Source organism: Microbacterium halophytorum, assembly GCF_002970975.1.
GTDB classification, from domain to species: domain Bacteria; phylum Actinomycetota; class Actinomycetes; order Actinomycetales; family Microbacteriaceae; genus Microbacterium; species Microbacterium halophytorum.
Genome location: NZ_KZ672982.1, coordinates 139,335 through 164,437 on the forward strand (window position 1 = coordinate 139,335; position 25,103 = coordinate 164,437).

The 25,103-nt window shown below is 70.4% G+C and carries 27 protein-coding genes and 2 tRNA genes; 20 read left to right on the plus strand and 9 right to left on the minus strand.

Annotation, left to right across the window (positions count from 1 at the left end; genetic code table 11):
• The first annotated feature begins 3 nt into the window (after nt 1–3).
• Both C0010_RS00650 and C0010_RS00655 read left to right on the plus strand, forming a co-directional pair.
• On the plus strand, nt 4–600 hold the full coding sequence (locus C0010_RS00650) for an energy-coupling factor transporter transmembrane component T family protein (RefSeq protein ID WP_105565139.1): 597 nt from the start codon (nt 4–6) through the stop codon (nt 598–600).
• A 132-nt stretch (nt 601–732) separates the two neighbouring features.
• A complete protein-coding gene (locus C0010_RS00655) occupies nt 733–2,331 on the plus strand; it encodes an ABC-F family ATP-binding cassette domain-containing protein (RefSeq protein WP_105565140.1) in 1,599 nt (532 codons plus the stop codon).
• A 25-nt stretch (nt 2,332–2,356) separates the two neighbouring features.
• Here the strand turns inward: C0010_RS00655 and C0010_RS00660 are convergent, their stop codons facing one another.
• From C0010_RS00660 to C0010_RS00670, 3 genes are read right to left on the minus strand one after another with little or no spacing between them, the layout of a single operon-like run.
• A complete protein-coding gene (locus tag C0010_RS00660; protein WP_105565141.1) occupies nt 2,357–3,232 on the minus strand; it encodes an SURF1 family cytochrome oxidase biogenesis protein in 876 nt (291 codons plus the stop codon).
• Complete coding sequence (locus C0010_RS00665) at nt 3,229–3,459, minus strand: hypothetical protein (RefSeq protein ID WP_105565142.1); 231 nt, start codon at nt 3,457–3,459, stop codon at nt 3,229–3,231. The genes C0010_RS00660 and C0010_RS00665 overlap by 4 nt, the downstream gene beginning before the upstream one ends.
• Nucleotides 3,456–3,899, minus strand: a complete 444-nt coding sequence (locus C0010_RS00670; RefSeq protein WP_105565143.1) for a DUF3099 domain-containing protein — start codon at nt 3,897–3,899, stop codon at nt 3,456–3,458. Before C0010_RS00670 ends, C0010_RS00665 begins: the two co-directional genes overlap by 4 nt.
• A gap of 99 nt (nt 3,900–3,998) precedes the next feature.
• Between C0010_RS00670 and fabG the strand changes: the two genes are divergently transcribed.
• From fabG to C0010_RS00715, 9 genes are all read left to right on the plus strand, one after another.
• On the plus strand, nt 3,999–4,721 hold the full coding sequence (gene fabG, locus C0010_RS00675; protein ID WP_105565144.1) for a 3-oxoacyl-ACP reductase FabG: 723 nt from the start codon (nt 3,999–4,001) through the stop codon (nt 4,719–4,721).
• A gap of 9 nt (nt 4,722–4,730) precedes the next feature.
• Nucleotides 4,731–5,078, plus strand: coding sequence for an HIT domain-containing protein (locus C0010_RS00680; RefSeq protein ID WP_105565145.1), 348 nt, complete (start codon nt 4,731–4,733; stop codon nt 5,076–5,078).
• Nucleotides 5,079–5,124: 46 nt separating this feature from the next.
• A complete protein-coding gene (locus C0010_RS00685; RefSeq protein ID WP_105565146.1) occupies nt 5,125–6,147 on the plus strand; it encodes a PhoH family protein in 1,023 nt (340 codons plus the stop codon).
• Nucleotides 6,148–6,170: 23 nt separating this feature from the next.
• Entirely contained in the window at nt 6,171–6,605 is a 435-nt protein-coding gene (gene ybeY, locus C0010_RS00690; protein ID WP_232531688.1) for an rRNA maturation RNase YbeY, read from the plus strand.
• A gap of 40 nt (nt 6,606–6,645) precedes the next feature.
• Nucleotides 6,646–8,013 (plus strand): hemolysin family protein, encoded by a 1,368-nt coding sequence (locus C0010_RS00695; RefSeq protein ID WP_105565148.1) that lies wholly within the window; start codon nt 6,646–6,648, stop codon nt 8,011–8,013.
• Complete coding sequence (gene era / locus C0010_RS00700) at nt 8,013–8,915, plus strand: GTPase Era (protein WP_105565149.1); 903 nt, start codon at nt 8,013–8,015, stop codon at nt 8,913–8,915. Before C0010_RS00695 ends, era begins: the two co-directional genes overlap by 1 nt.
• A gap of 187 nt (nt 8,916–9,102) precedes the next feature.
• Nucleotides 9,103–10,854: a 2-isopropylmalate synthase gene (gene leuA / locus C0010_RS00705; RefSeq protein WP_105565150.1), complete on the plus strand. Its 1,752-nt coding sequence runs from the start codon at nt 9,103–9,105 to the stop codon at nt 10,852–10,854.
• Between the two features lie 76 nt (nt 10,855–10,930).
• Entirely contained in the window at nt 10,931–11,665 is a 735-nt protein-coding gene (gene recO / locus C0010_RS00710) for a DNA repair protein RecO (protein ID WP_105565151.1), read from the plus strand.
• Entirely contained in the window at nt 11,662–12,459 is a 798-nt protein-coding gene (locus C0010_RS00715) for an isoprenyl transferase (RefSeq protein ID WP_105565152.1), read from the plus strand. The genes recO and C0010_RS00715 overlap by 4 nt, the downstream gene beginning before the upstream one ends.
• An 8-nt stretch (nt 12,460–12,467) precedes the next feature.
• Here the strand turns inward: C0010_RS00715 and C0010_RS00720 are convergent, their stop codons facing one another.
• Entirely contained in the window at nt 12,468–12,965 is a 498-nt protein-coding gene (locus C0010_RS00720) for a glutathione peroxidase (RefSeq protein ID WP_105565153.1), read from the minus strand.
• 79 nt (nt 12,966–13,044) lie between these two features.
• Between C0010_RS00720 and dusB the strand changes: the two genes are divergently transcribed.
• From dusB to C0010_RS00750, 6 genes are all read left to right on the plus strand, one after another.
• Nucleotides 13,045–14,229: a tRNA dihydrouridine synthase DusB gene (dusB, locus tag C0010_RS00725; RefSeq protein ID WP_408631058.1), complete on the plus strand. Its 1,185-nt coding sequence runs from the start codon at nt 13,045–13,047 to the stop codon at nt 14,227–14,229.
• Nucleotides 14,219–15,556, plus strand: a complete 1,338-nt coding sequence (locus C0010_RS00730) for a deoxyguanosinetriphosphate triphosphohydrolase (protein ID WP_105565155.1) — start codon at nt 14,219–14,221, stop codon at nt 15,554–15,556. The genes dusB and C0010_RS00730 overlap by 11 nt, the downstream gene beginning before the upstream one ends.
• 1 nt (nt 15,557) lies before the next feature.
• Nucleotides 15,558–17,411: a DNA primase gene (gene dnaG / locus C0010_RS00735; protein WP_105565156.1), complete on the plus strand. Its 1,854-nt coding sequence runs from the start codon at nt 15,558–15,560 to the stop codon at nt 17,409–17,411.
• Between the two features lie 55 nt (nt 17,412–17,466).
• The gene (locus tag C0010_RS00740) at nt 17,467–18,249 is read left to right on the plus strand and encodes an ATP-binding cassette domain-containing protein (RefSeq protein WP_105565157.1); all 783 of its coding nucleotides are present in this window, start codon (nt 17,467–17,469) and stop codon (nt 18,247–18,249) included.
• A gap of 81 nt (nt 18,250–18,330) precedes the next feature.
• Nucleotides 18,331–18,405 (plus strand) — tRNA-Asn (locus C0010_RS00745).
• A gap of 151 nt (nt 18,406–18,556) precedes the next feature.
• Nucleotides 18,557–18,739, plus strand: a complete 183-nt coding sequence (locus tag C0010_RS00750) for an Rv0909 family putative TA system antitoxin (protein ID WP_105565158.1) — start codon at nt 18,557–18,559, stop codon at nt 18,737–18,739.
• Between the two features lie 64 nt (nt 18,740–18,803).
• On the opposite strand, the gene def is transcribed toward C0010_RS00750, so the two are convergent.
• A complete protein-coding gene (def, locus tag C0010_RS00755) occupies nt 18,804–19,370 on the minus strand; it encodes a peptide deformylase (protein WP_105565159.1) in 567 nt (188 codons plus the stop codon).
• 55 nt (nt 19,371–19,425) lie between these two features.
• Between def and C0010_RS00760 the strand changes: the two genes are divergently transcribed.
• The 3 genes from C0010_RS00760 to C0010_RS00770 all read left to right on the plus strand — a co-directional run bounded on the left by C0010_RS00760 (nt 19,426) and on the right by C0010_RS00770 (nt 21,389).
• Nucleotides 19,426–20,619 carry a DMT family transporter gene (locus C0010_RS00760; protein WP_324999145.1) on the plus strand — a complete coding sequence of 398 codons (1,194 nt, stop codon included), beginning with the start codon at nt 19,426–19,428 and terminating at the stop codon, nt 20,617–20,619.
• A 12-nt stretch (nt 20,620–20,631) separates the two neighbouring features.
• Nucleotides 20,632–20,706: transfer RNA gene (locus tag C0010_RS00765), tRNA-Ile, on the plus strand.
• A 179-nt stretch (nt 20,707–20,885) separates the two neighbouring features.
• Nucleotides 20,886–21,389: a DUF3145 domain-containing protein gene (locus C0010_RS00770; RefSeq protein ID WP_105565160.1), complete on the plus strand. Its 504-nt coding sequence runs from the start codon at nt 20,886–20,888 to the stop codon at nt 21,387–21,389.
• 96 nt (nt 21,390–21,485) lie between these two features.
• Here the strand turns inward: C0010_RS00770 and C0010_RS00775 are convergent, their stop codons facing one another.
• From C0010_RS00775 to C0010_RS00790, 4 genes are all read right to left on the minus strand, one after another.
• The gene (locus C0010_RS00775; protein WP_105565161.1) at nt 21,486–22,727 is read right to left on the minus strand and encodes a beta-ketoacyl-[acyl-carrier-protein] synthase family protein; all 1,242 of its coding nucleotides are present in this window, start codon (nt 22,725–22,727) and stop codon (nt 21,486–21,488) included.
• 103 nt (nt 22,728–22,830) lie between these two features.
• Nucleotides 22,831–23,076, minus strand: coding sequence for an acyl carrier protein (locus C0010_RS00780; protein ID WP_105565162.1), 246 nt, complete (start codon nt 23,074–23,076; stop codon nt 22,831–22,833).
• A 70-nt stretch (nt 23,077–23,146) separates the two neighbouring features.
• The gene (locus C0010_RS00785; protein ID WP_105565163.1) at nt 23,147–24,148 is read right to left on the minus strand and encodes a beta-ketoacyl-ACP synthase III; all 1,002 of its coding nucleotides are present in this window, start codon (nt 24,146–24,148) and stop codon (nt 23,147–23,149) included.
• Nucleotides 24,149–24,162: 14 nt separating this feature from the next.
• Nucleotides 24,163–25,074, minus strand: a complete 912-nt coding sequence (locus tag C0010_RS00790; RefSeq protein ID WP_105565164.1) for an ACP S-malonyltransferase — start codon at nt 25,072–25,074, stop codon at nt 24,163–24,165.
• Nucleotides 25,075–25,103 lie beyond the last annotated feature (29 nt).

A 25,103-nucleotide genomic window follows, 5' to 3' on the forward strand; every position in this document is an offset into this window, starting at 1 on the left:
CCCGTGATCTCGCTGTACCGCCCGGGGACGAGCCCGCTCCACCGGCTGCCGGCGGGCGCGAAGCTGATCGGCCTCGCGGTGCTCGCGCTGGCGGCATCGCTGTGGCCGCACACGATCTGGACGGCGCTCGGGACGCTCGTCGCGGTCCTCGCCCTGTTCGTGCTGGGAGGCCAGCCGCCCTCCGTCTTCTGGCGCCAGCTCTGGGCGGCGAAGTGGATCATCGTGCTCCTCGTCGTCACGCAGCTGCTGTTCTCATCGTGGCAGGCCGCGATCACCGTGACGGCCAGGGTGCTCGCCGTCGTGCTGCTCGCCGCCCTGGTGACGCTGACGACCCGGATGGGCGACCTGCTCGATGCCCTGGAGCGCGCGCTCGGGCCGCTGCGCGCGCTCGGGGTGGAACCGGCGCGCGTCGCGTTCGTGCTGTCCCTGACGATCGCCGCGATCCCGGTGATCGCCGGCCTCGCGCGCCAGGTCGGCGACGCGCACCGCGCCAGGGGCGTTCGCCCTGGTCCTCACGCGATCGTGACGCTGCTCGTGCTCGCTCTCCGACACGCCGACGACGTCGGCGACGCCATCACGGCCCGCGCCGCGCACCCGTGACGGCACCGCCCTCCGGCGACGCGGCCGCGCCCGCGCACGCCTGACCGGGGAGGCTCCGCCCAGGCGCGCCGCGGTAGAGTGGGCAGTTGGCGCGAACGCGCCGAGACGACTTCGACCGAACGGATGTGGCCTGTGCTTGCCGTGCACGATCTCGAGATCCGCGTGGGCGCGCGCATGCTCATGTCCGGCGTGGACTTCCGCGTCGGGCCCGGGGACAAGGTCGGCCTCGTCGGCCGGAACGGCGCGGGGAAGACGACCCTGACCAAGGTCCTCGCCGGCGACAAGATGCCGGCCGACGGCTCCGTCAGCGTGCGCGGCGAGCTCGGCTACCTGCCGCAGGACCCCCGCTCGGGCGACCCGGAGGAGCTCGCGCGCACGCGCATCCTGAACGCCCGCGGCCTCGGCGACCTCACCGCGAACATCGCCAAGTTCTCGGCGCAGATGGGCGACGACGACCCGAAGGTCGCTGAGAAGGCCATCCGCAAGTACGGCAACCTCATGGAGCGCTTCGAGGCGCTCGGCGGCTACTCGACCGAGTCGGAGGCAGCCGTCATCGCGAACAACCTCTCGTTGCCCGATCGCATCCTCGACCAGCCGCTGAAGACACTCTCGGGCGGCCAGCGCCGCCGCATCGAGCTCGCGCGCATCCTGTTCAGCGACGCCGACTCGATGATCCTCGACGAGCCGACCAACCACCTCGACGCCGACAGCGTCGTGTGGCTGCGCGAGTTCCTGAAGTCGTACAGGGGCGGCCTGATCGTGATCAGCCACGACGTCGAGCTCGTCGGCGAGACGGTCAACCGGGTGTTCTACCTCGACGCCAACCGGCAGGTCATCGACATCTACAACATGGGCTGGAAGCACTACCAGCGCCAGCGCGTCGCCGACGAGGAGCGTCGCAAGAAGGAGCGGGCGAACGCCGAGAAGAAGGCGTCGGCCCTGCAGCAGCAGGCGGCCAAGTTCGGCGCGAAGGCGACCAAGGCCGCCGCGGCGCACCAGATGCAGGCGCGCGCCGAGAAGCTGCTCGCCGGCCTCGACGAGGTGCGCCAGGAGGATCGCGTCGCGAGCATCCGGTTCCCCAAGCCCGCCGCGTGCGGGAAGACGCCGCTGATGGCCTCGAGCCTGTCGAAGTCGTACGGAGCGCTCGAGATCTTCGCGGGCGTCGACCTCGCGATCGACCGGGGCAGCAAGGTCGTCGTGCTCGGCCTGAACGGAGCGGGCAAGACAACGCTGCTGCGCATCCTCGCCGGCGTCGACGCGAGCGACACCGGCCGGATCGAACCGGGTCACGGCCTCAAGATCGGCTACTACGCGCAGGAGCACGAGAACCTCGACATCGGGCGCAGCGTTCTGCAGAACATGATGTCGGCCTCGCCGAACCTGAACGAGACCGAAGCGCGCAAGGTGCTCGGCTCGTTCCTGTTCACGGGCGATGACGTGCACAAGCCGGCCGGCGTTCTGTCCGGCGGCGAGAAGACCCGGCTCTCGCTCGCCACGCTCGTCGTCTCGAGCGCGAACGTCCTCCTGCTCGACGAACCCACCAACAACCTCGACCCGGCCAGCCGCGACGAGATCCTCGGCGCGCTGGCGCACTACGAGGGCGCCGTCGTCCTCGTCTCGCACGACGAGGGCGCCGTCGAGGCGCTGAACCCCGAGCGCGTGCTCCTGCTGCCCGACGGCGTCGAGGACATCTGGAACAAGGGCTACGCCGACCTGATCACGCTGGCGTAACCAGGGCGCGACGCGCCCCGCATCCTCAGCGGTGCTGCGGCGCGTCGAGGAGGGCGTCCTCCGCCTCCATGTCGGCGTCGCGACGACGCTCGCCCCTGGCTCGCTTCCGGCGGCGCCCGCGCCTCGGTGCGTCATCGGTCTCGTCGAGCTCGTCGGGGTCGTCGTCCTGCTCGCGGGAGGCCCGGATCTCCGTGCGGATCATGTAACCGATGAACGCGAAGCCCATGACGGCGAACAGGATCCACTGCACGGCGTACGACAGGAAGGGCCCCGGATCCTCCTCCGGGTTCTCCAGCGCGTGCGGCGTACCTGCGGCCTCCGGCTCCTCGGACACCATCAGCGCGTAGACGTCCGTGAGCGCGCCGGGGCCGGCGACCTCAGCCGCCGACGGCACGTGCAGCGTCGGCAGCTGACCGGGGGGCGCTCCCCGGCCGGATGCCGGCAGGGGCTCCGTCGGACGCAGGCGCGCCACGACCGTGACCTCGCCCTCAGGCGCCGCGGGGACGGCGTCAGGGGCGTCCGCCTCCTCGCCGGGGGGAATCCAGCCGCGGTCGACGATCACGGTGCGTCCGTCATCCATCCGGAGCGGCACGAGCACCTCGTAGGCGCTCGTGCCGCCGTGCGGTCGGTTGCGCACGAGCAGCTGCCCCTCGACGTCGTACTCGCCCGTGATCACGACCGGGCGCCATTCGTCGGAGGGGGAGAAGCCGTCGCCCACCCCGATGAGATCGGAGAACGGCACGGGGTCGGCGTCGTAGTTGTTCTCGATCAGGGCCAGGTCGGCGGCGCGCTCGGCGTTGCGCGAGAACTGCCAGTGCGAGAGGAACGCGCACGCGACCGCGAACAGGCAGGCGACGAGCGCGTAGACCGTCCAGCGGACGGCGGGGGAGCTGTTCTTCACGTGCCGGCCTCCGACGTTCCTCCCGCGACGCCCTCGACGACCTCGAGCGGGAAGGTGCGGGAGGCGAGGAACTCGCGCAGGTAGGAGACGTGCTCGTCGCACGCCAACCAGACCTTCCGGCGGTCAGCGCCGTGGATCTTCGGGTTTCGCCAGAGGATGCTCCAGGCGGCCGCCGCACGGCACCCCGCTCGCGAGCACGTCGGGCGCACGGGGTCGAGGCCGATCACGCGGCGGCTCCTGGCTCGCGGCCGTCCGGTTCCCCTGGTTCGCCGTCCGCGGTGCGCGCATCGGCGTCGCGATCGCGTCCCGCCCCGGCCGCGTCATCGCCGCCGTGTGCTTCGTCGATGCGGAAGACGCCGGGGCCGGCGGGCTCCTCGGCCTGCGGAGCCGGGGCCGAGACCTCCGCCGCTCCGGGGGCGACGGCACCTTCGACCCGCTGAGCGGAGCGCGCATTGGCCCCGACGACGGCGATGTAGGGCAGGAAGATCGCGCCGATCGCGAAGACGAACGTCCACCATCCGTACGGCTGCACTGCGACGGCCAGGATGAGGCAGGCGATGCGGATGCCCATCGTGATGAGGTAGCGCCGCTCGCGGGAGCGCGAGTCGTCGCCGGGCGCGACGTCGAGCGACGTCGCGGACTGCCTGTGTTTCTTGCGCCTGGACACGATGCCCTCAGCGTATGCCCGGAACCAGTGAGCGGGCCCAGAACGGGCCCCACTGCATAGAATGGCGGGGCCCGTGCAAGCCGATCTGGGAGCACCACTGTGACCGCAGCAGACAACACCGACCGCGTCGCCCTCGTCACGGGGGGAAACCGCGGCATCGGCCGCGCGATCGCCGAGCGCCTCGTCAGCGACGGCTACCGGGTAGCGGTGACGGTGCGCGGCGGCGCCGGCCCCGACGGCACGCTCGCGGTCGTCGCCGACGTGAACGACGGCGAGTCGCTCGACGCCGCCGTGAAGCAGGTCGAGGCCGAGCTGGGCCCCGTCACGACTGTCGTAGCCAACGCCGGCATCACGCGCGACACGCTCCTGATGCGGATGAGCGACGACGACTTCGATTCCGTCGTCGGAACGAACCTCGGCGGCGCCTTCCGCACCGTCAAGCGCGCGATCAAGAGCATGATCCGGGCGCGCCGCGGCCGCATCATCCTGATCTCGAGCGTCTCCGGGCTCTACGGCGTCGCCGGTCAGGCGAACTACTCGTCGTCGAAGGCGGGGCTCGTCGGCATGGCGCGCTCGATCACCCGCGAGCTCGGCGGCCGCGGGATCACCGCGAACGTCGTGGCGCCCGGGTTCATCGAAAGCGACATGACCGCCGAGCTCGACGACGCGACGCAGGACACGTACAAGAAGCAGATCCCGGCCGGGCGCTACGGCACGACCGCGGAGGTCGCCGGCGTGGTGTCGTGGCTCGCGAGCGACGACGCGGCCTACATCTCGGGCGCGGTCATCCCCGTCGACGGCGGCCTGGGCATGGGCCACTAAGCTGGGTTCATGACCGACGCGAGCATCTTCACGCGCATCTACCGGGGCGAGATCCCCGGCGACATCGTCGCGGAGACGGAGCGGGTCTTCGCGATCCGCGACATCGACCCGCAGGCACCCGTGCACCTGCTCGTCATCCCCAAGGACGAGACCTACCGCGACGTCACGGAGCTGGCCTCCGGCGACCCCGCCCTGCTGGCCGAGATGGTGTCGCTCGCGAAGCGGCTCGCGGACGAGGAGGCGAACGGCGAGTACCGCCTCATCTTCAACAACGGCGCGTCCGCCGCGCAGTCCGTCTTCCACGTCCACGCCCACGTGCTCGCGAACATCGAGGAGAACAAGCTCGTTGGATTCTGAATCCTCCCCCCAGGTCACCGACCGGATCCTCGCCGACGGCGTTGCGATGGTGCAGCTGCTCGGCCCCCAGGACCGCCTGCTCCGGATGGTCGAGAAGGCCCATCCGGATGTCGACGTGCTCGTCCGCGGCAACGAGATCACGCTCACGGGCGCCGAGGCCGATGTGCGCGCGGCGCGCGGTCTCGTCGACGAGCTGATCTCGCTCACGACGAACGGCCACGATCTCTCTGAGCCCGACGTAGACCGGTCGGCCCGCATGCTCACGAACGAGTCGGGGCCCCGCCCCAGCGAGGTGCTCGGCGAAGCGATCCTGTCGTCGCGGGGCAAGACCATCCGCCCGAAGACCGCCGGGCAGAAGGAGTACGTCGACGCGATCGAGGAGAACACGATCGTGTTCGGCATCGGCCCCGCCGGAACCGGCAAGACGTACCTCGCGATGGCGAAAGCCGTGCAGGCGCTGCAGCGTCGAGAGGTCGAGCGCATCATCCTCACGCGACCGGCGGTCGAGGCGGGGGAGCGGCTGGGCTTCCTGCCGGGCACGCTGACGGACAAGATCGATCCGTACCTGCGGCCCCTCTACGACGCCGTGAACGAGATGATGGACCCGGAGATCGTCCCGAAGCTCATGGCGAGCGGGACGATCGAGGTCGCCCCGCTGGCCTACATGCGCGGCCGCACCCTGAACAACTCGTTCATCGTGCTCGACGAGGCGCAGAACACGACGCCCGAGCAGATGAAGATGTTCCTGACGCGCCTCGGCTTCGGCACGAAGATGGTCGTCACGGGCGACATCACCCAGGTCGACATCCCCGGCGGAGCGAGCGGGCTGCGCACCGTCACTCGCATCCTCGACAGGGTCGACGACATCCACTTCTCCCGGCTGTCGAGCGACGACGTCGTGCGCCACTCGCTCGTCGGGAAGATCGTCGACGCCTACACGGAGTACGACGAGCAGCGCACGGCGCAGCGCCACGAGCGCGAAGAGGCCCGCGAGTTCGCCAATCGCGCCGAGCGCCGATCGGCTGCCCGTCGCGGCGGCCGCGACAACAGGGGGAGGGCCCGGTCGTGATCGAGATCAACAACGAGTCGGCGATGGAGGTCGACGAGGCGCAGCTGCTGCGCCTGACGGAGCGGAACCTGGCGGAGCTCAGGGTCAGCCCCGACGCGGATCTCGCGATCCTGCTCGTCGACGAGGGCGCCATGGAACAGCTCCACCTGCAGTGGATGGACGAGCCGGGCCCGACGGACGTCCTCAGCTTCCCGATGGACGAGCTGCGGCCCGGCACCGACGACGAGCCGACGCCCGCCGGCCTGCTCGGCGACATCGTGCTCTGCCCGCAGGTCGCCGAGTCGCAGGCGCAGACCGCCGGCCACACGACGGCCGACGAGCTCATCCTGCTCACGACGCACGGCCTGCTGCATCTGCTCGGCTTCGACCACGCCGAGCCGGAGGAGTACCGCGAGATGTTCGGCCTGCAGAAGGAGCTCATCGACGGCTTCGGCGCGGAGGAGCGCCGACGCTCGTGAAGCGCCCCCGAGAACCCTTCCCGGCAGCGGGGGCATTACGGTGACCGAGACCCTGATGTTCCTCGCCGCCGCGGCACTCGTCGCGCTCGGCGGCCTGATGAGCGCGATCGATGCGGCGCTGTCGGTGACATCCCGCGCCGAGATCGTCGACCTCGCGGCCGCGGCCAAGCACCGCAGGGCGGCCTCGCTCGCCCGCATCGCCGACGACGTCGACGCCCATGCGACTGTCGTGACGTTCGTGCGGGTCGTCGCCGAGACCGGCGCGGCGGTGTTCGTCACGCTCGCGTTCCTGCTCGTCTTCGACAGCATGTGGTGGGCCGCGCTGGCCGCCGCGGTGCTGATGGTAGGACTGAGCTTCGTCGCGGTGTTCTCGAGCCCCCGCTCGGTCGGCCGCCGGAACTCCGACGCCTTCATCGGCGCCACGGCGCGCCTCGTGCACGGGCTGCGCGTCGTGCTCGGGCCGATCGCCGGCCTGCTCGCCCGCATCGGGGCCAGGCGCGAACGGTCACGAGGGCGTCAGGGCTTCGACAGCGAGGACCAGCTGCTGAGCATGGTCGACGAGGCCGCCAGCAATGACCTCATCGACGACGACGACCGCGACCTCGTGCACAGCGTGTTCGACTTCACCGACCAGGTCGTCCGCGCCGTGATGGTGCCCCGCACCGACATCGTCTCGGTCGATGCCGCCGCCACGACGCGCGAGGCGATGCAGCTCTTCCTCGACTCGGGGATCTCCCGGATGCCCGTCATCGACGGCGAGGTCGACGACGTCATCGGCGTGCTGTACCTGAAGGACCTGGTGCAGTTCGGCTTCCGCGAGACGCCGGGTTGGCACGACCAGGCCGTCCGCGCGCTCGCCCGCCCCGCGTCGTTCGTTCCGGAGCAGATGCGCGCCGAGACCCTGCTGCAGCAGATGAAGCGCGACGCCGTGCACGTCTGCCTCGTCGTCGACGAGTACGGCGGCGTCGCGGGCATCGTCACGCTCGAGGACCTCATCGAGGAGCTCGTCGGCGAGATCGCCGACGAGTACGACGCGCCGTCGAACGAGATCGTCGAGCTCGCGGAGGGCAGCTACCGCGTGGCGGCGCGCCTCGGCCTCGACGAGGTCGGAGACCTGTTCGACTACGAGCTCGAGGACGAGGACGTCGACTCGATCGGCGGCCTGCTGGGCAAGGCGCTCGGGCACGTGCCGCGGCCCGGCGAGTCGGTCGAGTCGCACGGCCTGATCATCACGGGCGGCACCTCCCGCGGCCGCGGGCGGGGGCTCGCGACGGTCTTCGTCGAGCGCGGCGAGGGCCTCAGGGCGCTCCAGGAGGTCCGATCGCGCCACCCGCGCACGGGGGAGACCCCGATCACCGACGACGACAGGTCGCAGCGCCGAGGCGACCGCAACGGAAGAGAGCACTGATGAGCGACGAGAAGACCCGCAGCGGATTCGTCACCTTCGTCGGGCGGCCGAACGTCGGCAAGTCCACGCTGATGAACGCGCTCGTCGGCGAGAAGGTCGCGATCACGAGCGACAAGCCGCAGACGACGCGGCGAGCCATCCGGGGCATCATCAACCGGCCGGGCGGCCAGCTCGTCGTCGTCGACACCCCCGGCGTGCACCGCCCGCGCACCCTGCTCGGTCAGCGCCTGAACGACCTCGTCGAGCAGGTGCTCGGCGACGTCGACGTGATCGCGTTCTGCGCGCCGGCCGACGAGAAGGTGGGCCCCGGCGACCGCCGCATCGCCGAGTCGCTCAGCGACTACCCGCACGCGAAGAAGATCGCCCTCGTGACGAAGACCGACCGCTCCGATCGGGACGAGATCATGCAGCGCCTGATGGAGGTCGACTCGCTGCGCGAGGACTGGGCGGCGGTCATCCCGCTCTCCTCGGTGTCGGGCGAACAGCTCGAGGTGCTCGCCGACGAGGTGCTCGCGCTGATGCCGGAGGGCCCCGCCCTGTACCCCGACGACGTCGTCACCGACGAGTCGACCGAGGACCGCGTCGCCGAGATCATCCGCGAGGCCGCGCTCGACGGCGTGCGCGACGAGCTCCCGCACTCGATCGCCGTGACGGTCGACGACATCGCGGCCCGCGAGGGCCGCGACGGCCTGACCGACGTCTACGCGAACATCGTCGTGGAGCGCGACAGCCAGAAGGCGATCATCATCGGGCACAAGGGGTCGCGGCTGCGCGACGTCGGCGCCAGGGCCCGTGCCGAGCTCGAACCGCTGCTGGGCACCAGGGTCTACCTCGCCCTGCACGTGCGCGTCGCCAAGGAGTGGCAGCGCGACCCGAAGCAGCTGGGCCGCCTGGGCTTCTGATGCGCAATGTGCGCAGCGGGGGAACGCCCGGGGCATCGCCGGCCGTGCAGATTGAGTGCTACGCTGGTCCGGTGAGCTTCCGCGGCCTTCTCCTCCTTCGCAGCCGCGACGAGACCTCGATCTAGGGCCTTCTCGTCGCGGAGTCTCCTGCGGGCCCGAAACATCCCCGCCGCGAAAGAAGAAGACGATGCAGAACAATCAGAAGCCCTCGGCTATGCCGGTGCACAAGTACGTGCCCTTCCACGAGCAGATCACGGTCGACCTGCCCGACCGCACCTGGCCCGCGAAGCGGATCGAGAAGGCGCCCCGCTGGTGCGCCGTCGACCTGCGGGACGGCAACCAGGCGCTCATCGACCCGATGGACCCGCACCGCAAGCGCGTCATGTTCGACCTCCTGGTCGAGATGGGCTACAAGGAGATCGAGGTCGGTTTCCCCTCGGCGAGCCAGACCGACTTCGACTTCGTCCGCAGCCTGATCGACGAGGGCGCGATCCCGGATGACGTCACGATCCAGGTCCTGACGCAGGCGCGCGAGCACCTGATCGCCCGCACCTACGAGTCGATCGCCGGCGCGAAGCAGGCCATCGTGCACCTGTACAACTCGACGAGCGCCCTCCAGCGCGAGGTCGTGTTCCGCACGGACCAGCAGGGCATCATCGACATCGCGATGAACGGCGCCCGGCTGTGCAAGAAGTACGAGGCGACGATCCCTGAGACGACCGTCTACTACGAGTACTCGCCCGAGTCGTACACGGGCACGGAGCTCGAGTTCGCCGCCGAGATCTGCAACCAGGTGATGACGGTGCTGGTGCCGACGCCCGAGCGCAAGATCATCCTGAACCTGCCCGCGACGGTCGAGATGGCGACGCCGAACGTCTACGCCGACTCGATCGAGTGGATGAACCGGCACCTCGCCAACCGGGAGAACGTCATCCTGTCGCTGCACCCGCACAACGACCGCGGCACGGGCATCGCGGCCGCCGAGCTGGGCTACATGGCCGGCGCCGACCGCATCGAGGGATGCCTGTTCGGCAACGGCGAGCGCACGGGCAACGTCGACCTGGTGGCGCTGGGCATCAACCTGTTCACGCAGGGGATCGACCCACAGATCGATTTCAGCGACATCGACCGCGTCAAGAGCACGGCCGAGTACTGCAACCAGCTCAAGGTGCACGAGCGCAGCCCGTGGGCCGGCGACCTCGTCTTCACCGCCTTCAGCGGCTCGCACCAGGACGCCATCAAGAAGGGCTTCGAGGCCATGGAGGCGCGAGCGGCCGAGGCGGGAACGACGGTCGAGGACACCCAGTGGGGCGTACCGTACCTGCCCGTCGACCCGAAGGACCTGGGGCGCTCGTACGAGGCGGTCATCCGGGTCAACTCGCAGTCGGGCAAGGGCGGCGTCGCCTACCTGCTGAAGACCGACAGGAACCTCGACCTGCCGCGGAAGCTGCAGATCGAGTTCTCCGGGGTCGTGCAGAGCCGCACCGACAGCGAGGGCGGCGAGGTCTCGAGCGACCAGATCTGGCGCATCTTCCAGGACGAGTACCTGCCGGCCGACACCGCCGACGAGCGCTGGGGCCGCTTCGAGATCCTGTCGACCGACACGCGCAGCGACGGCCAGGACGTCACGCTCGACGTGACGATGCGCGACGGCGACGAGACCCGCTCGATCACGGCGAAGGGCAACGGCCCGATTGCCGCGTTCCTCGAGGCGGTCCGCGCGACGGGTCACGAGGTGACGCTGTACGACTATGTCGAGCACGCCATGTCGGCGTCGGGCGACGCGAAGGCGGCCTCGTACGTCGACCTGCAGATCGACGACCAGCGCCTGTGGGGCGTCGGCATCGACGGCGACATCTCGATGGCGTCGCTGAAGGCGATCGTCTCAGCGCTGAACCGCACCATCCGGGCACGCGAGTCGCAACTGGTCTCGGCCTGACGGTTGTTCGATCCGCCCGCGCGTGCCGTGCCGCACGCCCGGGCGGATCGGCGACCGGACGAACTAGGCTGAGGGCGTGGCCACCTACCGAGACGAAGCGGTCGTGCTGCGCACCCACAAGCTGGGCGAGGCCGACCGGATCGTCTCGCTGCTGACCCGCCAGCACGGAAAGGTGCGCGCCGTCGCCAAGGGCGTGCGGCGCACGTCGTCCAAGTTCGGGGCGCGCCTCGAGCCGTTCATGGTCGTCGACGCGCAGCTCTACGCCGGCCGCAGCCTCGACATCGTGCAGCAGGCGGAGACCCTCGGATCCTACGGCGCCGCGATCGCGGCCGACTACGACAGCTATACGGCGGCCAGCGCCATGGCGGAGGCCGCCGACCGCATCTCCGAGGCGGAGCCGAGCTCGCAGCAGTACTTCCTCCTCGTCGGCGCCCTTCGCTCTCTCTCGCGGGGCGAGCACGGGCCGGAGGCCATCCGGACCTCCTACCTGCTGCGCGCCATGGCACTGGCCGGCTGGTCGCCGGCCCTCGATGCGTGCGCCCGCTGCGGCCAAGAGGGCCCGCACCGCGGCTTCGCGGTGCAGCTCGGCGGCAGCGTCTGCCCGAACTGCGCGCCGCCGGGCACGCCGAACGTGTCGCCGACGACGCTCGACCTGCTCGGCGCACTGCTCGGCGGGCGCTGGGAAGACGTCGACGCGGCGCCGGAGCGTGAGCTGCACGCAGCATCCGGGCTCGCGAACGCCTACGTGCAGCATCACCTCGAGAGGGGCCTGAGGGCCCTCGGCCAGACCGCAGGAGGCAGCCACCGATGAAGCCGTACACGCACGCCGACGCCGTGGCCTACCGTCCGATCGACTGGACGGGCGCGGCACCGCCGGAGTTCACAGGCCCCGTGCCGAACCACATCGCCGTCGTGATGGACGGCAACGGCCGCTGGGCGAACCAGCGAGGGCTCAGCCGGATCGAGGGGCACAAGGCGGGGGAGGAGGTGCTGCTCGACGTCGTCGCCGGGGCGATCCAGGCGGGCGTGAAGCACCTCTCGGTCTACGCGTTCTCGACCGAGAACTGGCGCCGTTCGCCCGACGAGGTGCGGTTCCTGATGGGCTTCAACCGCGACGTGCTGCACCGGCGCCGAGACCAGCTGAACGAGTGGGGCGTGCGCGTGCGCTGGGCGGGGCGCGAGCCGCGCCTGTGGCGCAGCGTGATCAAGGAGCTGCGGTTCGCCGAGGAGCTCACGAAGGCCAACGACGTGCTCACGCTCACGATGTGCGTCAACTACGGCGGGCGCAACGAGATCGTCGACGCCGTGCGGGCGATCGCCGACGACGTGAAGGCGGGCCGGATGAAGCCGTCGGGCGTCACGGAGAAGTCCCTGCTGCGGCACATGTACCAGCCGGACATGCCCGACGTCGACCTCTTCGTGCGCTCGAGCGGCGAGCAGCGCACATCGAACTTCCTGCTCTGGCAGGCCGCCTACGCCGAGATGGTGTTCCTCGACACCCTGTGGCCCGATTTCTCGCGCGCGGACCTGTGGGAGGCCATCCGGATCTTCCACTCCCGCGACCGCCGTTTCGGCGGTGCGGTCGACAGGCCCGGCGTCGCCTGAGGGACGCGCTATGCCTTGAGCGCGCCCCGGATCGCGGAGACGACCGCGGGGTCGTCGGGCTTCGTCGGCGGGCGGAAGCGCGTGACCGAGCCGTCGTCGCCGACGAGGAACTTCTCGAAGTTCCAGGCGACGCGGCCGGCCTTGCCTGCGCCGTCCTCGCTCTTCTTGAGCGCCTTGTAGAGGGGGTGCGCGTTCCTGCCGTTGACCTTGATCTTGTCGGCGATCGGGAACGACACGCCCCACGTCGTGGAGCAGTACTCGAGGATCTCGTCGATCTTCCCCGGTTCCTGGCCCATGAACTGGTTGCACGGGAACCCGAGCACCGTCAGGCCCTTGTCGCCGTAGTCGCGCTGCAGCTGTTCGAGCTGCTCGTACTGGGGCGTCAGCCCGCACTTGGACGCGACGTTCACGACGAGCACGGGGCCGGTGCCGACCTCGTTCAGCGTCGTCGTGCGACCGTCGGCCGTCTCGAACGGGATGTCGCGCACATCGGTCGTGTCAGTCATGCGTCCAGCCTACGACCGCGACTCGGGGCCCGGGGCCGCTGAGGGCCGGTGCCCAGCCGGATTCTGGGAGAATGGCGAGGTGAGCAGCAGCATCCTCGAGCACCCAGGGATCCGGCGGGAGAACCCCGCGGGCGGCCCCCTGAAGATCGGCCCGCTGACGGTCGACGTCCCCGTCGTGCTCGCGCCCATGGCGGGCATCACGAACACGGCGTTCCGCCGACTGTGCCGCGAGTACGGCGCCGGGCTGTACGTCAGCGAGATGATCACGACGCGCGCCCTGGTCGAGCGCAACCCCGTCACGATGCGCCTCATCCAGCACCACGAGTCCGAGACGCCCCGCTCCATCCAGCTGTACGGCGTCGACCCGAAGTACACGGGCGAGGCCGCCCGCATCATCGCGGCCGAGGACCACGCCGACCACATCGACCTGAACTTCGGCTGCCCCGTGCCGAAGGTGACCCGCAAGGGCGGGGGAGCGGCACTGCCGTGGAAGCTCGACCTGTTCCGCGACATCGTCTCGGCGGCCGTCGAGGGCGCGGGCGATCTGCCCGTCACCGTGAAGATGCGCAAGGGCATCGACGACGACCACCTCACGTTCCTCGACGCCGGCCGTATCGCGGAGGAGGTCGGGGCGAAGGCCGTCGCTCTGCACGGCCGCACCGCCAACCAGCATTACTCCGGGCACGCGGACTGGGGCGCGATCGCCGAGCTGAAGCAGGCCGTCACAAGCATCCCCGTCCTCGGCAACGGCGATATCTGGAGCGCCGACGACGCCGTGCGGATGGTCGAGGAGACCGGGTGCGACGGCGTCGTCGTCGGGCGCGGCTGCCTCGGGCGCCCGTGGCTCTTCGGCGACCTCGCGTCGGCGTTCGGCGGCGACGGCGTCTCCGTCGACGCGACTCTCGGCTTCGTCGCGCGGGCGTTCAAGCGCCACGCGGAGCTGCTCGGCGAATTCTTCGAGAGCGAGGAGCACGGCTGCCGCGACGTGCGCAAGCACGCGTCGTGGTACTTCAAGGGGTACCCGATCGGCGGCGACCTGCGCGGCCAGTTCTCGCAGGTGACGTCCTACGCCCACATCGACGACCTCATCGGGCAGCTCGACCTCGACGCGCCGTACCCCGGCGAAGCCGCCGAGGGCCAGCGGGGGCGCGCGGGCCACCCGAAGCGCCCCGTGCTCCCCGAGGGCTGGCTAGACTCGCGTGAGATGGGCGCGGACGCGACCAGCGAACTTCAGGAAGCGGAGCTGGACACCAGTGGCGGATGAGCGGAGCAGTCGGCCTGCCGGGTACACCGAGGCGGACGAGGAGCGCTTCCACACGGAGCACCACCGCTCGCGGCGCGACAGCTTCGCCAGGGACCGCGCCCGGGTCCTGCACTCCGCGGGCCTGAGGCGCCTGGCCGCCAAGACGCAGGTCCTGAGCCCCGCGAGCCCCGCCGACTTCGCCCGCAACCGGCTGACGCACTCCCTCGAGGTCGCGCAGGTCGGTCGCGAGATCGGGCACGCGCTCGGGCTCGCCGCCGACGTGGTCGACACGGCGTGCCTCGCGCACGACCTGGGCCACCCGCCTTTCGGGCACAATGGCGAGCGGGCGCTGAACTCCTGGGCGGCCGGGATCGGCGGCTTCGAGGGGAACGCGCAGAGCCTGCGCATCCTGACGCGGCTCGAGGCGAAGGTGTGGGGCGGCGGCCGCTCGCACGGCCTCAACCTCACCCGCGCGACGCTCGACGCCGTGTGCAAGTACCCGTGGACCGTCGAGGACCCGGTGCCCGACCCCGGTGGGCGCCTCAAGTTCGGCGTCTACCCGGAGGACGAGGACGTCTTCGCGTGGATGCGGGACGACGCCCCGTACCGCACCCGGTGCATCGAGGCGGAGGTCATGGACCTCTCCGACGACATCGCGTACTCGGTGCACGACGTCGAGGACGCCCTGCTGAACGGGTACCTCGATCTGCGCCTCATCAACGACCCCGTCGAGCACCACCCGCTGATCGGCCGCATCCAGCAGTGGGTCGGCTATGACTTCTCGCGCGAGGAGCTGGCCGATGGCCTGTACCGCCTGTCCCGGCAGCCGATGTGGCCGCGCTCCTTCGACCGGTCGCGCGCCGACATCGGCCGGCTCAAGAACCTCACGAGCGACCTGATCGGTCGATTCGCGACCGAGTGCGTCCGCGCCACCCACGAGGCGTACGGCACCGAGCGCCTCGCCCGCTACGGCGCGCACGTGGTCGTACCTCGGGATGTGGAGGTCGAGATCGCCGTGCTCAAGGGCATCATGGGCGCCACGATCGCCGGAACGGACACGAGGCGCGGCATCTACCACGAACAGCGCCGCGTGCTCGAGCGCCTCGCGAACACCCTGCTGTCGACGGACACGCTCTTCTCCTCCGGCGCCGACCGGCTCGATCCGGAGTTCGCCGCCGATTTCGCCGAGGCGCGGACCGACGCGGAGCGCCAGCGCGTCGTCGTGGACCAGGTGGCGAGCCTGACGGACCAGACGGCGCTCGCGTGGCACAACCGCCTCGTGGGCCACATCGACCCCGAGGAGGTCGGCATCTGGGCCCCGCGCCCCACAGAACTGGCGGGGGTGTAGCGTGCCGAGGATCAGGCAGGCGGATGTCGAAGAGGTCAAGGCCCGCACCAACATCGCCGACGTGATCGGCGAGCGCGTCGCGCTGAAGCCGGCGGGCATCGGGTCGATGAAGGGGCTGTGCCCGTTCCACGACGAGAAGTCGCCCAGCTTCCACGTGCGCCCCCAGCACGGCTACTACCACTGCTTCGGCTGCGGCGAGTCGGGGGACGTCTACAGCTTCCTGCGCGAGATGGACCACATGTCGTTCACGGAGGCGGTCGAGCGGCTCGCCGGGCGCATCGGCTTCCCGCTGCACTACGAGGAGGGCGGCGGGCCCGGCCCCGAGCAGAGCGGCCGCGCCCGACTCCTCGCCGTGAACAAGGCCGCCGAGCAGTACTTCCGCTCGCAGCTCGGCGCGCCGGAGGCCGACGCGGCCCGCCGCTTCCTCGGCGGCCGCGGCTTCGACCCGGCGGCGGCGGCGCACTTCGGCGTCGGCTACGCCCCGAAGGGGTGGGACCACATGCTGCACGCCCTCGAGAAGCAGGGGTTCACGCGCGAGGAGATGATCACGGCCGGCGTCGTGTCGCAGAATCAGCGCGGCGGCGTCTACGACCGCTTCCGCGGCCGCGTCGTCTGGCCCATCCGGGACGTCACCGGCCAGACCATCGGCTTCGGCGCGCGCCGGCTGTACGACGACGACAAGGGGCCGAAGTACCTCAACACGCCCGAGACGCCCGTCTACAAGAAGAACCAGGTGCTGTACGGCCTCGACCTGGCCAAGCGCGACATCTCCCGCGGCGACCCCAAACGCGTCGTCGTCGTCGAGGGGTACACCGACGTGATGGCCTGCCACCTCGCGGGCATCACGACCGCGATCGCGACGTGCGGCACGGCGTTCGGCTCCGAGCACGTCACGGTGCTCCGGCGCGTGATGGGCGACGACTCGGCCAACGGCGAAGTGATCTTCACCTTCGACCCGGACGAGGCGGGCCAGAAGGCGGCCGTCCGCGCCTTCGCCGAGGAGAAGCGCTTCAACGCCCAGTCCTTCGTCGCCGTGGCGCCCGACGGGCTGGACCCGTGCGACCTGCGGCTGCAACGAGGAGATGCGGCCGTGATGGGGCTCGTCGAGCACAAGAAGCCCATGTTCGAATTCATGATCGATCGGCGCATCTCCGGCTTCGACCTCGCCACCGTCGAGGGCAGGGTCGGTGCGCTGCGCTCGGCGGCGCCGATCGTCGCCGAGATCAGGGACCGCCTCCTGCGCCCCGGGTACGAGCGCGTCCTCGCGCTGCGGCTCGGCATGGACCCCTCCGACGTGCATCGGGAGGTCGAGCATGCCTCGCGCGCGCCGAAGCAGGAGCAGCGCCGCACGCACCAGCCGGAGACCGAAGCGCCCGTCGCGGCTCCGGCCGTCACGCTCGCGACGCTGCCGCGGACGCCGCAGAACGCGCGCGAGCGCGACGCGCTGACGGGGTTCCTGCAGTACGGCCACCGCGTCGAGCCCTCCCTGTTCGCCAGGGCCATCGCCGTGCCGTTCCACCACCCGGCGCTGGAGGGCGTGCGGCGGGCGCTCGAGGCGACCGACCGGACGAAGCCCGGATGGGCGCTCGCCGTCGTCGAGAGCGCGCCAGGGGCGTACGCGACCCTCGCGGGTGAGCTGCTGGCCCGCGATTTCCCCGCGCGCGACGAGGAGCACGCGGTCGCATCGATCAACGACCTCGCCCGCCAGCTCATCCTGGGCGCCCTGGCCGAGCAGAAGAATCAGCTCCTCGGCGCGATCCAGCGCGTCCCCGCAGACTCCGACGAGGGCCGCACGCTCCGGATGCAGCTGCGCGATCTCGACGCCGAGCGGGCCAGGCTCACGGCCGACGACTGACCGCTGCCTCGCAGCGGGTGACCTCCGTTACCGATTCGTAAGGCAGGATGGGGGGATGCGCATCGAAGACCACCCGGACGTCGCGATCACGTGCAGCGACCTGAGCGTCGCCCGCTCGGGCAGCGGCCAGAAGATCCGCGCGGCGGACGGCGTCTCGTTCGAGCTGGCCTGGGGCGGCACCATGTGCATCAGCGGGCCGACCGGTTCCGGGAAGTCGAGCCTCGTCTCGGTGCTCGCGGGCGAGCGCGACGAGACCCGCGAGGTCGCGGGGGGAGAGGCGACGGTGTGCGGCGTGAACGTGCGCAAGCCGGGCAGGGCGCACCGTGTGCTCACGTACCGCGTCGGCTACCTCCCGCAGAGCGCCGGCGCGAACCTCCCACCGCGGCTCAACGTCGCCGAGATCATCGCCGAACCGATCCTGTCGCGCGATCGCAACGCGACCGGCCGCGCACTCGACCTGCGCATCGCCGCGCTCCTCGACGAGGTGCAGCTGCAGCTCGGCGCCGTCGACAAGTTCCCTTACGAATTGAGCGCCGGCATGCGCCAGCGCGTGGCGATCGCCCGCGCGCTCGTGCTCGACCCGCAGCTGCTGGTCGCCGACGAGCCGCTCGCGAACCTCGACCTCGAGGTGCGCCACACGGTGTTCGACGCCATCGTCCGGCGGCGCGCCGAGTGGGACATGGCCTCGCTCATCGTCAGCAACGACCCGTACCTCGCCCGCGAGCTGAAGGCCGACCGGATGCAGCTGCGCGGCGGACACGTCGTCGCGATCGGTTCGAGCGAGGACGTGCAGTGGACGCCGGGCGCTCAGGAGGACGGCTCGCTGTCGCTCACGTGACGCGCCCGGGCGTGCGCCCGAGTCGATTCCACCCCGCAATGTTTGCTAAGCTGTACGGGTTGCCGCGAGAGCGGAACACATTCCCCTGTAGCTCAACGGCAGAGCAATCGGCTGTTAACCGATAGGTTGTTGGTTCGAATCCAACCGGGGGAGCCACAGGCCCTCACCGCACCGGTGAGGGCCTTCTGCGTGTTCGGGGCCGCGCACCGCGCACGAATTCCCCCTCGGCTCTGGACAACCGCCCCGCCGTGGGTGAGACTGGCCTCAGCCGGCCGGGGAGCCGGACTCCTCAGGGGAAGGAGCGCTTATGGGGATCGAAGATCTCGCTGCCAGCGCGAAAGATGCTCTCGCTTCCGACAAGGGGGAGGAGATCAGCGACCAGGTACTGGACGGGGCCGAAGGCCTCGCGAACAAGGTCACAGGAAACAACTTCGCCGACAACATCGAGGCCGCGAAGAACGCGGCTGACGACTTCCTCGGCAAGCAGTAACTTTCGCGATTGACGCGACGAACTCCCTCCGCAGGCTCTGCGGAGGGAGTTCTCCTGTGCGGGGTCAGCCCTCGAGGTCGTCGACCCCGGGGAGCCAGGACTGCCCGGGCCGCCCCCAGCCGCGCTTCTTCGAGATCTTCTGCGCCGTCTTCCAGTCGCCGTCCGAGACGCGGTCGACGTAGATGATGCCGTCGAGGTGGTCGAACTCGTGCTGCATGATCCGCGCGCGCCAGCCGTCCACGTCGATCCGGACGGGCTCGCCCGACAGGTCGATGCCCGTCACCACGGCGCGGTCCGCCCGGCGCAGCGGGAACCGCTCGCCGGGGAACGACAGGCAGCCCTCGCTCTCGGCGTCCTCATCCGGGTGCCCCGGCTCGGGCGGCGTCATCAGCAGCTCGGGATTGATGATCTCGCCGCGCCACGGCTGACCGTCGTCGTCCTCGTAGGAGTAGACGTAGATCCGCAGACTGACGCCGACCTGGGGCGCCGCGAGGCCGACACCGGGTGCCGCGTCCATCGTCTCGTACATGTCGGCGACGAGGGTGCGCACGTCGTCCGTGATCTCGCCGACGGGGTCGGCCGGCGCATGCAGGACGGGATCGCCCCAGATGCGGATGGGAAGAACTGCCATGCTCCCCAGCCTAGTCGCGGCGGATTGTGACCCGCCGGGGCTAGGCTCGGATACCGTGATAGGGCTCAGCGAGGTCGATGTGAGCGAGCAGTTCGTCGGGTTCCTCCAGAATCCGGGGCTCCTGCTCGGGATCCCGCTCGCCCTCGCGGGCGCGGTCTTCATGTCGTTGGGTGCCCAGTACCAGAGCCGCGGCGTGCGCAAGGCGGAGCGCACGTCGGGCGCGACGGGTCGGCACGGCCTCGGGCTGACGCATCTCCTCCATCTGCTGCGGCGCCCGTCATGGATCGTCGGCACCCTCCTGCTCGGGCTCGCGATCGTCTGCCAGCTCAGCGCGCTGGCCGTCGCGCCGCTCATCGTGGTGCAGCCGCTCGGCGCCGTCTCCTTGGTGATCACGACGCTGCTCAACGCCCAGGTCACAGGCCACATGCCGACGAAGCGGTCCATGACCGCGATCGGGCTCTGCATCGGCGGCATCTTCCTGTTCGTGATCGTCGCAGCGCTCTACGCGACCGAGCGCCCGGTCACCGACACGGATCTGCTGATCGTGATGACGATCATGGTCGTCGTCGCCATCGTGATCGCGACGTCGTGGCTGCTGCTGCGCCGGAAGCTCCCCGCCCTGTTCTACATCGCTGTCGCCGGCATCCTGTACGGCTTCGTCGCGACGCTCGCCAAGATCATCATCCTGCGCATCCAGAACGACGACTTCGGGTGGGTCACGATCGCGTGCGGCATCGCGCTCATCGCGGCCGCCGTCGTCGGCGCGTACTTCGTACAGTCCGCGTACTCCTCGGGCCCGCCCGACCTCGTCATCGCGGGGCTCACGGTGATCGACCCGATCGTCGCCGTGCTCATCGGCGCGCTCGTGCTCGGCGAGGCCTCGGAGGCGCCGCCCTGGGCGATCGTCGTCTTCATCGTCACGGGCGCCGTCGCGACGGTCGGCGTGATCCTGCTCGCCCGCCACCACCCGCAGGTGATCAGCGAGTCCCAGCAGGTGGACATCGCCCGCGGCAGCAACGCGGGCGTCGACAGGGCGGCGACCGACGCCGGCCGCCCTCGCGAGTCGCGCGAGGCCTTCGAACAGGATTCGGCCGTGATCCGCGACGAACCGGACGAGGTCGGCCGCGGGCGCGAGCACAGGAACCCTCCGACGACGCCGCTCGACGACCTGCGGGCGCTGCGAGACCCCGACGACCTCCTCGACAGGCGGAACCCGCCGAAGGACGAGCGGCAGCCCCCTCCGCGATAGGCTGGGCGACGCGGGGCCGTAGCCAAGATGGTCAAGGCAGCGAGCTCATAACTCGACGATCCGTGGGTTCAAGTCCCACCGGCCCCACTCGAGGTCACGTCACCGGATGTTCAGACACCCGTGTAACTACCCGCTTGTCATTTCGGCGGCGGGGGTGTGATAATCGAGACGCAACCGAATACACCAGCCGGATCTTCCGGTCGGGTCCACGACAGGTCGTAGGGGAAGACGCACCTGACGCAGGACCAGACGAAAACGGAGAGATCATGGCGACACCACACGCGCGCGGAGTGATCTATGTGCACTCCGCGCCGAAAGCGCTCTGCCCGCACCTCGAGTGGGCGGTCGGCCGTTCGCTCGGCCGTGCCGTCAGCTTCGACTGGGCGGAGCAGCCGGTCATGCCCGGCGCGCGCCGCACGGAGTACTCGTGGGAGGGCCCGGCTGGCACGGGCGCCGCGCTGGCGACCGCGATCCGAGGCTGGGAGCACCTGCGCTTCGAGGTCACGGAGGATCCGACGCCGCGCAGCGACGGCGGTCGATGGATGCACACGCCCGACCTCGGCATCCACTACGCCCAGATGGACGCGTCGGGGAACATCGTGATCCCCGAGGACCGCGTCCGCTACGCCATGGAGGTCGCCGCCGGCGACGCCTTCGAGCTGCAGCGCGAGCTCGACGTCGCCCTCGGCACGTCCTGGGACGACGAGCTCGAGGCCTTCCGCCACGCCGGCGACCACCAGCAGGTCGTGTGGTTGCACAAGGTCGGCTGACCCGGATGACCTGCGGCGGCCGCGAGGCCGCGGACACGAAGACTGCGGCCGCCCGGTGAAGGATCCCGGGCGGCCGCAAAGCGTCTGGCGAACGCGTCAGTCGTCGTAGCTCGCGAAGGCCGCTACCGCGTTGTGCCCGCCGAAGCCGAACGAGTTGCTGATCGCCAGCTGCGGGCCGTCGCCCAGCGGCTGCGGCTCGCCCGAGAGCTTGAACGGGACTGCGGGGTCGGGCTCCGTCATGTTGATCGTCGGGGGAGCGACGCGGTTCTTCAGGGCGAGGACGGTGTACACGGCCTCGAGCGCACCCGTGCCGCCGAGGAGGTGGCCGGTCGACGCCTTGGTCGCCGACACCGGGATCTCGTCGATCCGATCGCCGAAGACGTTCTTGAGCGCGACGTACTCGTTGGGGTCGCCGACGGGCGTCGACGTCGCGTGCGCGTTGACGTGCGTGACGTCGTCGGGGGAGGCCCCCGCCTGCTTCAGCGCGAGCTCGACGGCGCGGGCGGCGCCCGCGCCCTCGGGGTCGTTGCCCGTGATGTGGTAGGAGTCGGCCGTGACGCCCGAGCCGACGAGCGTTGCGTAGATCTTCGCGCCGCGGGCCTTCGCGTGCTCCTCGGTCTCCAGGACGAGCGCCGCGCCGCCCTCGCCCATGACGAAGCCGTCGCGGTCGATCGCGCCCGGTCGCGAAGCGGTCTCGGGGGAGTCGTTGCGGCGCGAGAGGGCCTGGGCGGAGGCGAACGACGCCATGGTGATCGGGTGGATGGCCGATTCGGCGCCGCCGGCGATCACGACATCGGCGAGCCCCGCCTGCAGGTGCTCGTAGGCGTTCCCGATCGACTCGGTGCTCGAGGCGCACGCGCTGACGACGGTGCGGGCGAAGGCCTTCGCCCCGAATTGGAGCGAGAGATTCCCCGCCCCGGCGTTCGGCATGAGCATCGGGACCGTGAGCGGCATCACCCGCCGCGGGCCCTTCTCGCGGAGCGTATCCCACGCGTCGAGCAGGGTCCACACGCCGCCGATGCCCGTCGCCCAGTCGATGCCGAGGCGCTCGGGGGCGACCTCGGGGCTGCCGGCATCGGCCCAGGCCTCGCGGGCGGCGATCAGGGCGAACTGCGTCGACGGGTCGAGGCGCTTGGCCTCGTGCCGCGGCAGGACCTCGGACGGCCGGACCGATGCCTCGGCCGCGAAGGTGACGGGGATCTGGTACTGCTCGATCCACTCGTGGGTCAGGGTGCGGGTTCCGGAGACGCCCTCGAGGAGGTTCTTCCAGTTCTCCTCCGCCGTGCCGCCGAGGGCGGACGTCGCTCCGATGCCTGTGACGACGATGCGCTTGGTCATGTTGGTTCCTTGATCCGGGCTTGCTTCATGCTCGGGTGAGCCCCGCCCCGTGAGAGCGGGCGATGTCGCGGTGCCGCGCCCGCGGGCACGGCACCGCGTCCGCTCACTGGTTGTTCGTGATGAAGTCGACCGCGTCCTTCACGGTCTTGAGGTTCTTGACCTCGTCGTCCGGGATGGTCACGCCGAACTTCTCCTCCGCGTTGACGACGATCGTCATCATCGAGATCGAGTCGATGTCGAGGTCGTCGGTGAACGACTTCTCGAGCGCCACCTCCGAAGCGTCGATGCCGGTCTCGTCGGTGATCAGCTCGGCGAGGCCTGCGAGGACCTCATCGTTCGTGAATGCCATGGGTTTTCTCCTTATCGGGGGATTGTTCGGGTCTCAGAACCGCGTCAAGTCTATGAGCAAACGAGCGCGATCACGGCAGCACGACGACCTGGGCCGCGAAAACGAGGCCGGCGCCGAAGCCGATCTGCAGGGCGAGGCCGCCGCTGATCTCGGGGTGCTCCTCGAGCAGGCGATGCGCCGCGAGCGGCACGGATGCCGCGGACGTGTTGCCCGTCGTCGTGATGTCGTCGGCGATCGCAACGGTGTCGGGCAGACCGAGCTGCTTGGCGAACTCGCTCACGATGCGCATGTTCGCCTGGTGCGGGATGAACGCCGCGAGGTCCTCGGGCCGAACGCCCGCCTCGTCGAGCGTCTTCTGCGCGACCTTGACCATGTCCCACACGGCCCAGCGGAACACGCTCGGGCCCTCCTGGCGCAGCGTCGGCCACTCGGCCTCGCCGTCGCGGAACTGCGTGAGCGTCGCGTTCATGCCGACGAGGTCGGCCTTCGAACCGTCAGAGCCCCACTGCGTCTTGGAGACGCCGGGAGTGTCACTCGGGCCGAGCACGGCGGCGCCGGCGCCGTCGCCGAGGAGGAACGAGATGCTGCGATCCGTGGGATCGATGATGTCGCTGAGCTTCTCGGCACCGATCACGACGACGTACTTCGCGGCGCCGGTCCGGATGAGCGCATCGGCCTGGGCGATCCCGTAGCAGTACCCCGCGCAGGCGGCGTTCATGTCGTACGCAGCCGCGGGGTTCGCGCCGATGCGGTCGGCCACGATCGCCGACACCGACGGCGTCTGCTTGGGGTTGCTGATCGTGGCGACGATGACGGCGTCGACATCGGACGGGGCGACGCCGGAGCGCTCGAGCGCCTGCGCGGCCGCAACGGCTGCGAGGTCGATCGCCGAGGTGTCTTTGTCTGCACGGACGCGAGTGATCACACCCGTGCGCTTCTGGATCCACTCGTCCGACGAGTTGATCGGCTCGATGATGTCGGCGTTCGGCACGGCGTTCTGGCCACGGGCCGCGCCCAGGGCGTAGATGCGCGAATGGGCGGCGCCGGCCGCTTCTGTGAGGGTGACGGTCATGGAAGTCTTTCTGCTCAGGCGGCGAGGAGCTCGCGCGCTGCCGCGAGGTCGTCCGGTGTCTTGACGGCGACGCTCGGCACGCCCCGCAGGCCGCGCTTGGCGAGGCCGACGAGTGCGCCCGCCGGCGCCATCTCGATGAGGCCGGTGACGCCGCGCTCGGCGAAATCGGCCATCGTGAGGTCCCAGCGGACCGGGTTCGAGATCTGGTGGACGATCAGTTCAAGCGCTCGAGCGCCGGTGCCGACGGGCTTGCCGTCGCTGTTGGTCCACAGCCGGATGGCGGGGTCCGAGACATCGGCGACGTCGTCGACGGCGGCCTGGAGTGCGTCCTTCGCCTGCGCCATGTAGCGCGTGTGGAACGCGCCGGCGACCTGCAGCGGGATCACCCGCGTGCCGCGCGGGGCCGCTTCCGCGAGGGCCGCGAGCGCATCCTTCGCCCCGGCCGCGACGACCTGTCCGCCGCCGTTGAAGTTCGCCGGCTCCAGGTCGTGCTCGGCGATCGCTTGCAGCACCTGCTCCTCGACGCCGCCGACGACGGCGCTCATCCCGGTGTCCGCCTGCGCGGCGGCCTCGGCCATCGCGCGGCCGCGCACGCCCACGACGCGCACGGCGTCGGACTGGCTGATGACCCCGGCGGCTCCGAGCGCCGCGAGCTCGCCGACCGAGTGGCCCGCGACGCCGTCAGGGGCGTGCCCACCGGCCGTCAGCGCGTTCCACGACAGAAGGCTCGCCGCGACGATGAGCGGCTGGGCGACCTTCGTATCGCGGATGCGGTCGGCATCCCACTCGGTGCCGGCCGCGACGAGGTCGACGCCCGCGGCGTCACTGAACGCCGCGATCGTCTCGCGCGCGCCGTCCAGTTCGAGCCACGGGGAGAGGAAGCCGGGGGTCTGGGAGCCCTGTCCAGGGCATGCGACAACAATCACCCGTCAAGTCTGCCAAGCGAATCGCCGAG

Excerpts from the sequence above, each read along its gene's own strand:
- C0010_RS00680 (WP_105565145.1), top strand. The coding sequence starts at position 4,731 with ATGACCGACGCGAGCATCTTCACGCGCATCTACCGGGGCGAGATCCCC.
- C0010_RS00685 (WP_105565146.1), top strand. The coding sequence starts at position 5,125 with ATGGTGCAGCTGCTCGGCCCCCAGGACCGCCTGCTCCGGATGGTCGAG.
- ybeY (WP_232531688.1), top strand. The coding sequence starts at position 6,171 with ATGGAGGTCGACGAGGCGCAGCTGCTGCGCCTGACGGAGCGGAACCTG.
- era (WP_105565149.1), top strand. The coding sequence starts at position 8,013 with ATGAGCGACGAGAAGACCCGCAGCGGATTCGTCACCTTCGTCGGGCGG.
- leuA (WP_105565150.1), top strand. The coding sequence starts at position 9,103 with ATGCAGAACAATCAGAAGCCCTCGGCTATGCCGGTGCACAAGTACGTG.
- C0010_RS00715 (WP_105565152.1), top strand. The coding sequence starts at position 11,662 with ATGAAGCCGTACACGCACGCCGACGCCGTGGCCTACCGTCCGATCGAC.
- C0010_RS00720 (WP_105565153.1), bottom strand. The coding sequence starts at position 12,965 with ATGACTGACACGACCGATGTGCGCGACATCCCGTTCGAGACGGCCGAC.
- C0010_RS00740 (WP_105565157.1), top strand. The coding sequence starts at position 17,467 with ATGCGCATCGAAGACCACCCGGACGTCGCGATCACGTGCAGCGACCTG.
- C0010_RS00750 (WP_105565158.1), top strand. The coding sequence starts at position 18,557 with ATGGGGATCGAAGATCTCGCTGCCAGCGCGAAAGATGCTCTCGCTTCC.
- def (WP_105565159.1), bottom strand. The coding sequence starts at position 19,370 with ATGGCAGTTCTTCCCATCCGCATCTGGGGCGATCCCGTCCTGCATGCG.
- C0010_RS00770 (WP_105565160.1), top strand. The coding sequence starts at position 20,886 with ATGGCGACACCACACGCGCGCGGAGTGATCTATGTGCACTCCGCGCCG.
- C0010_RS00775 (WP_105565161.1), bottom strand. The coding sequence starts at position 22,727 with ATGACCAAGCGCATCGTCGTCACAGGCATCGGAGCGACGTCCGCCCTC.
- C0010_RS00780 (WP_105565162.1), bottom strand. The coding sequence starts at position 23,076 with ATGGCATTCACGAACGATGAGGTCCTCGCAGGCCTCGCCGAGCTGATC.
- C0010_RS00785 (WP_105565163.1), bottom strand. The coding sequence starts at position 24,148 with ATGACCGTCACCCTCACAGAAGCGGCCGGCGCCGCCCATTCGCGCATC.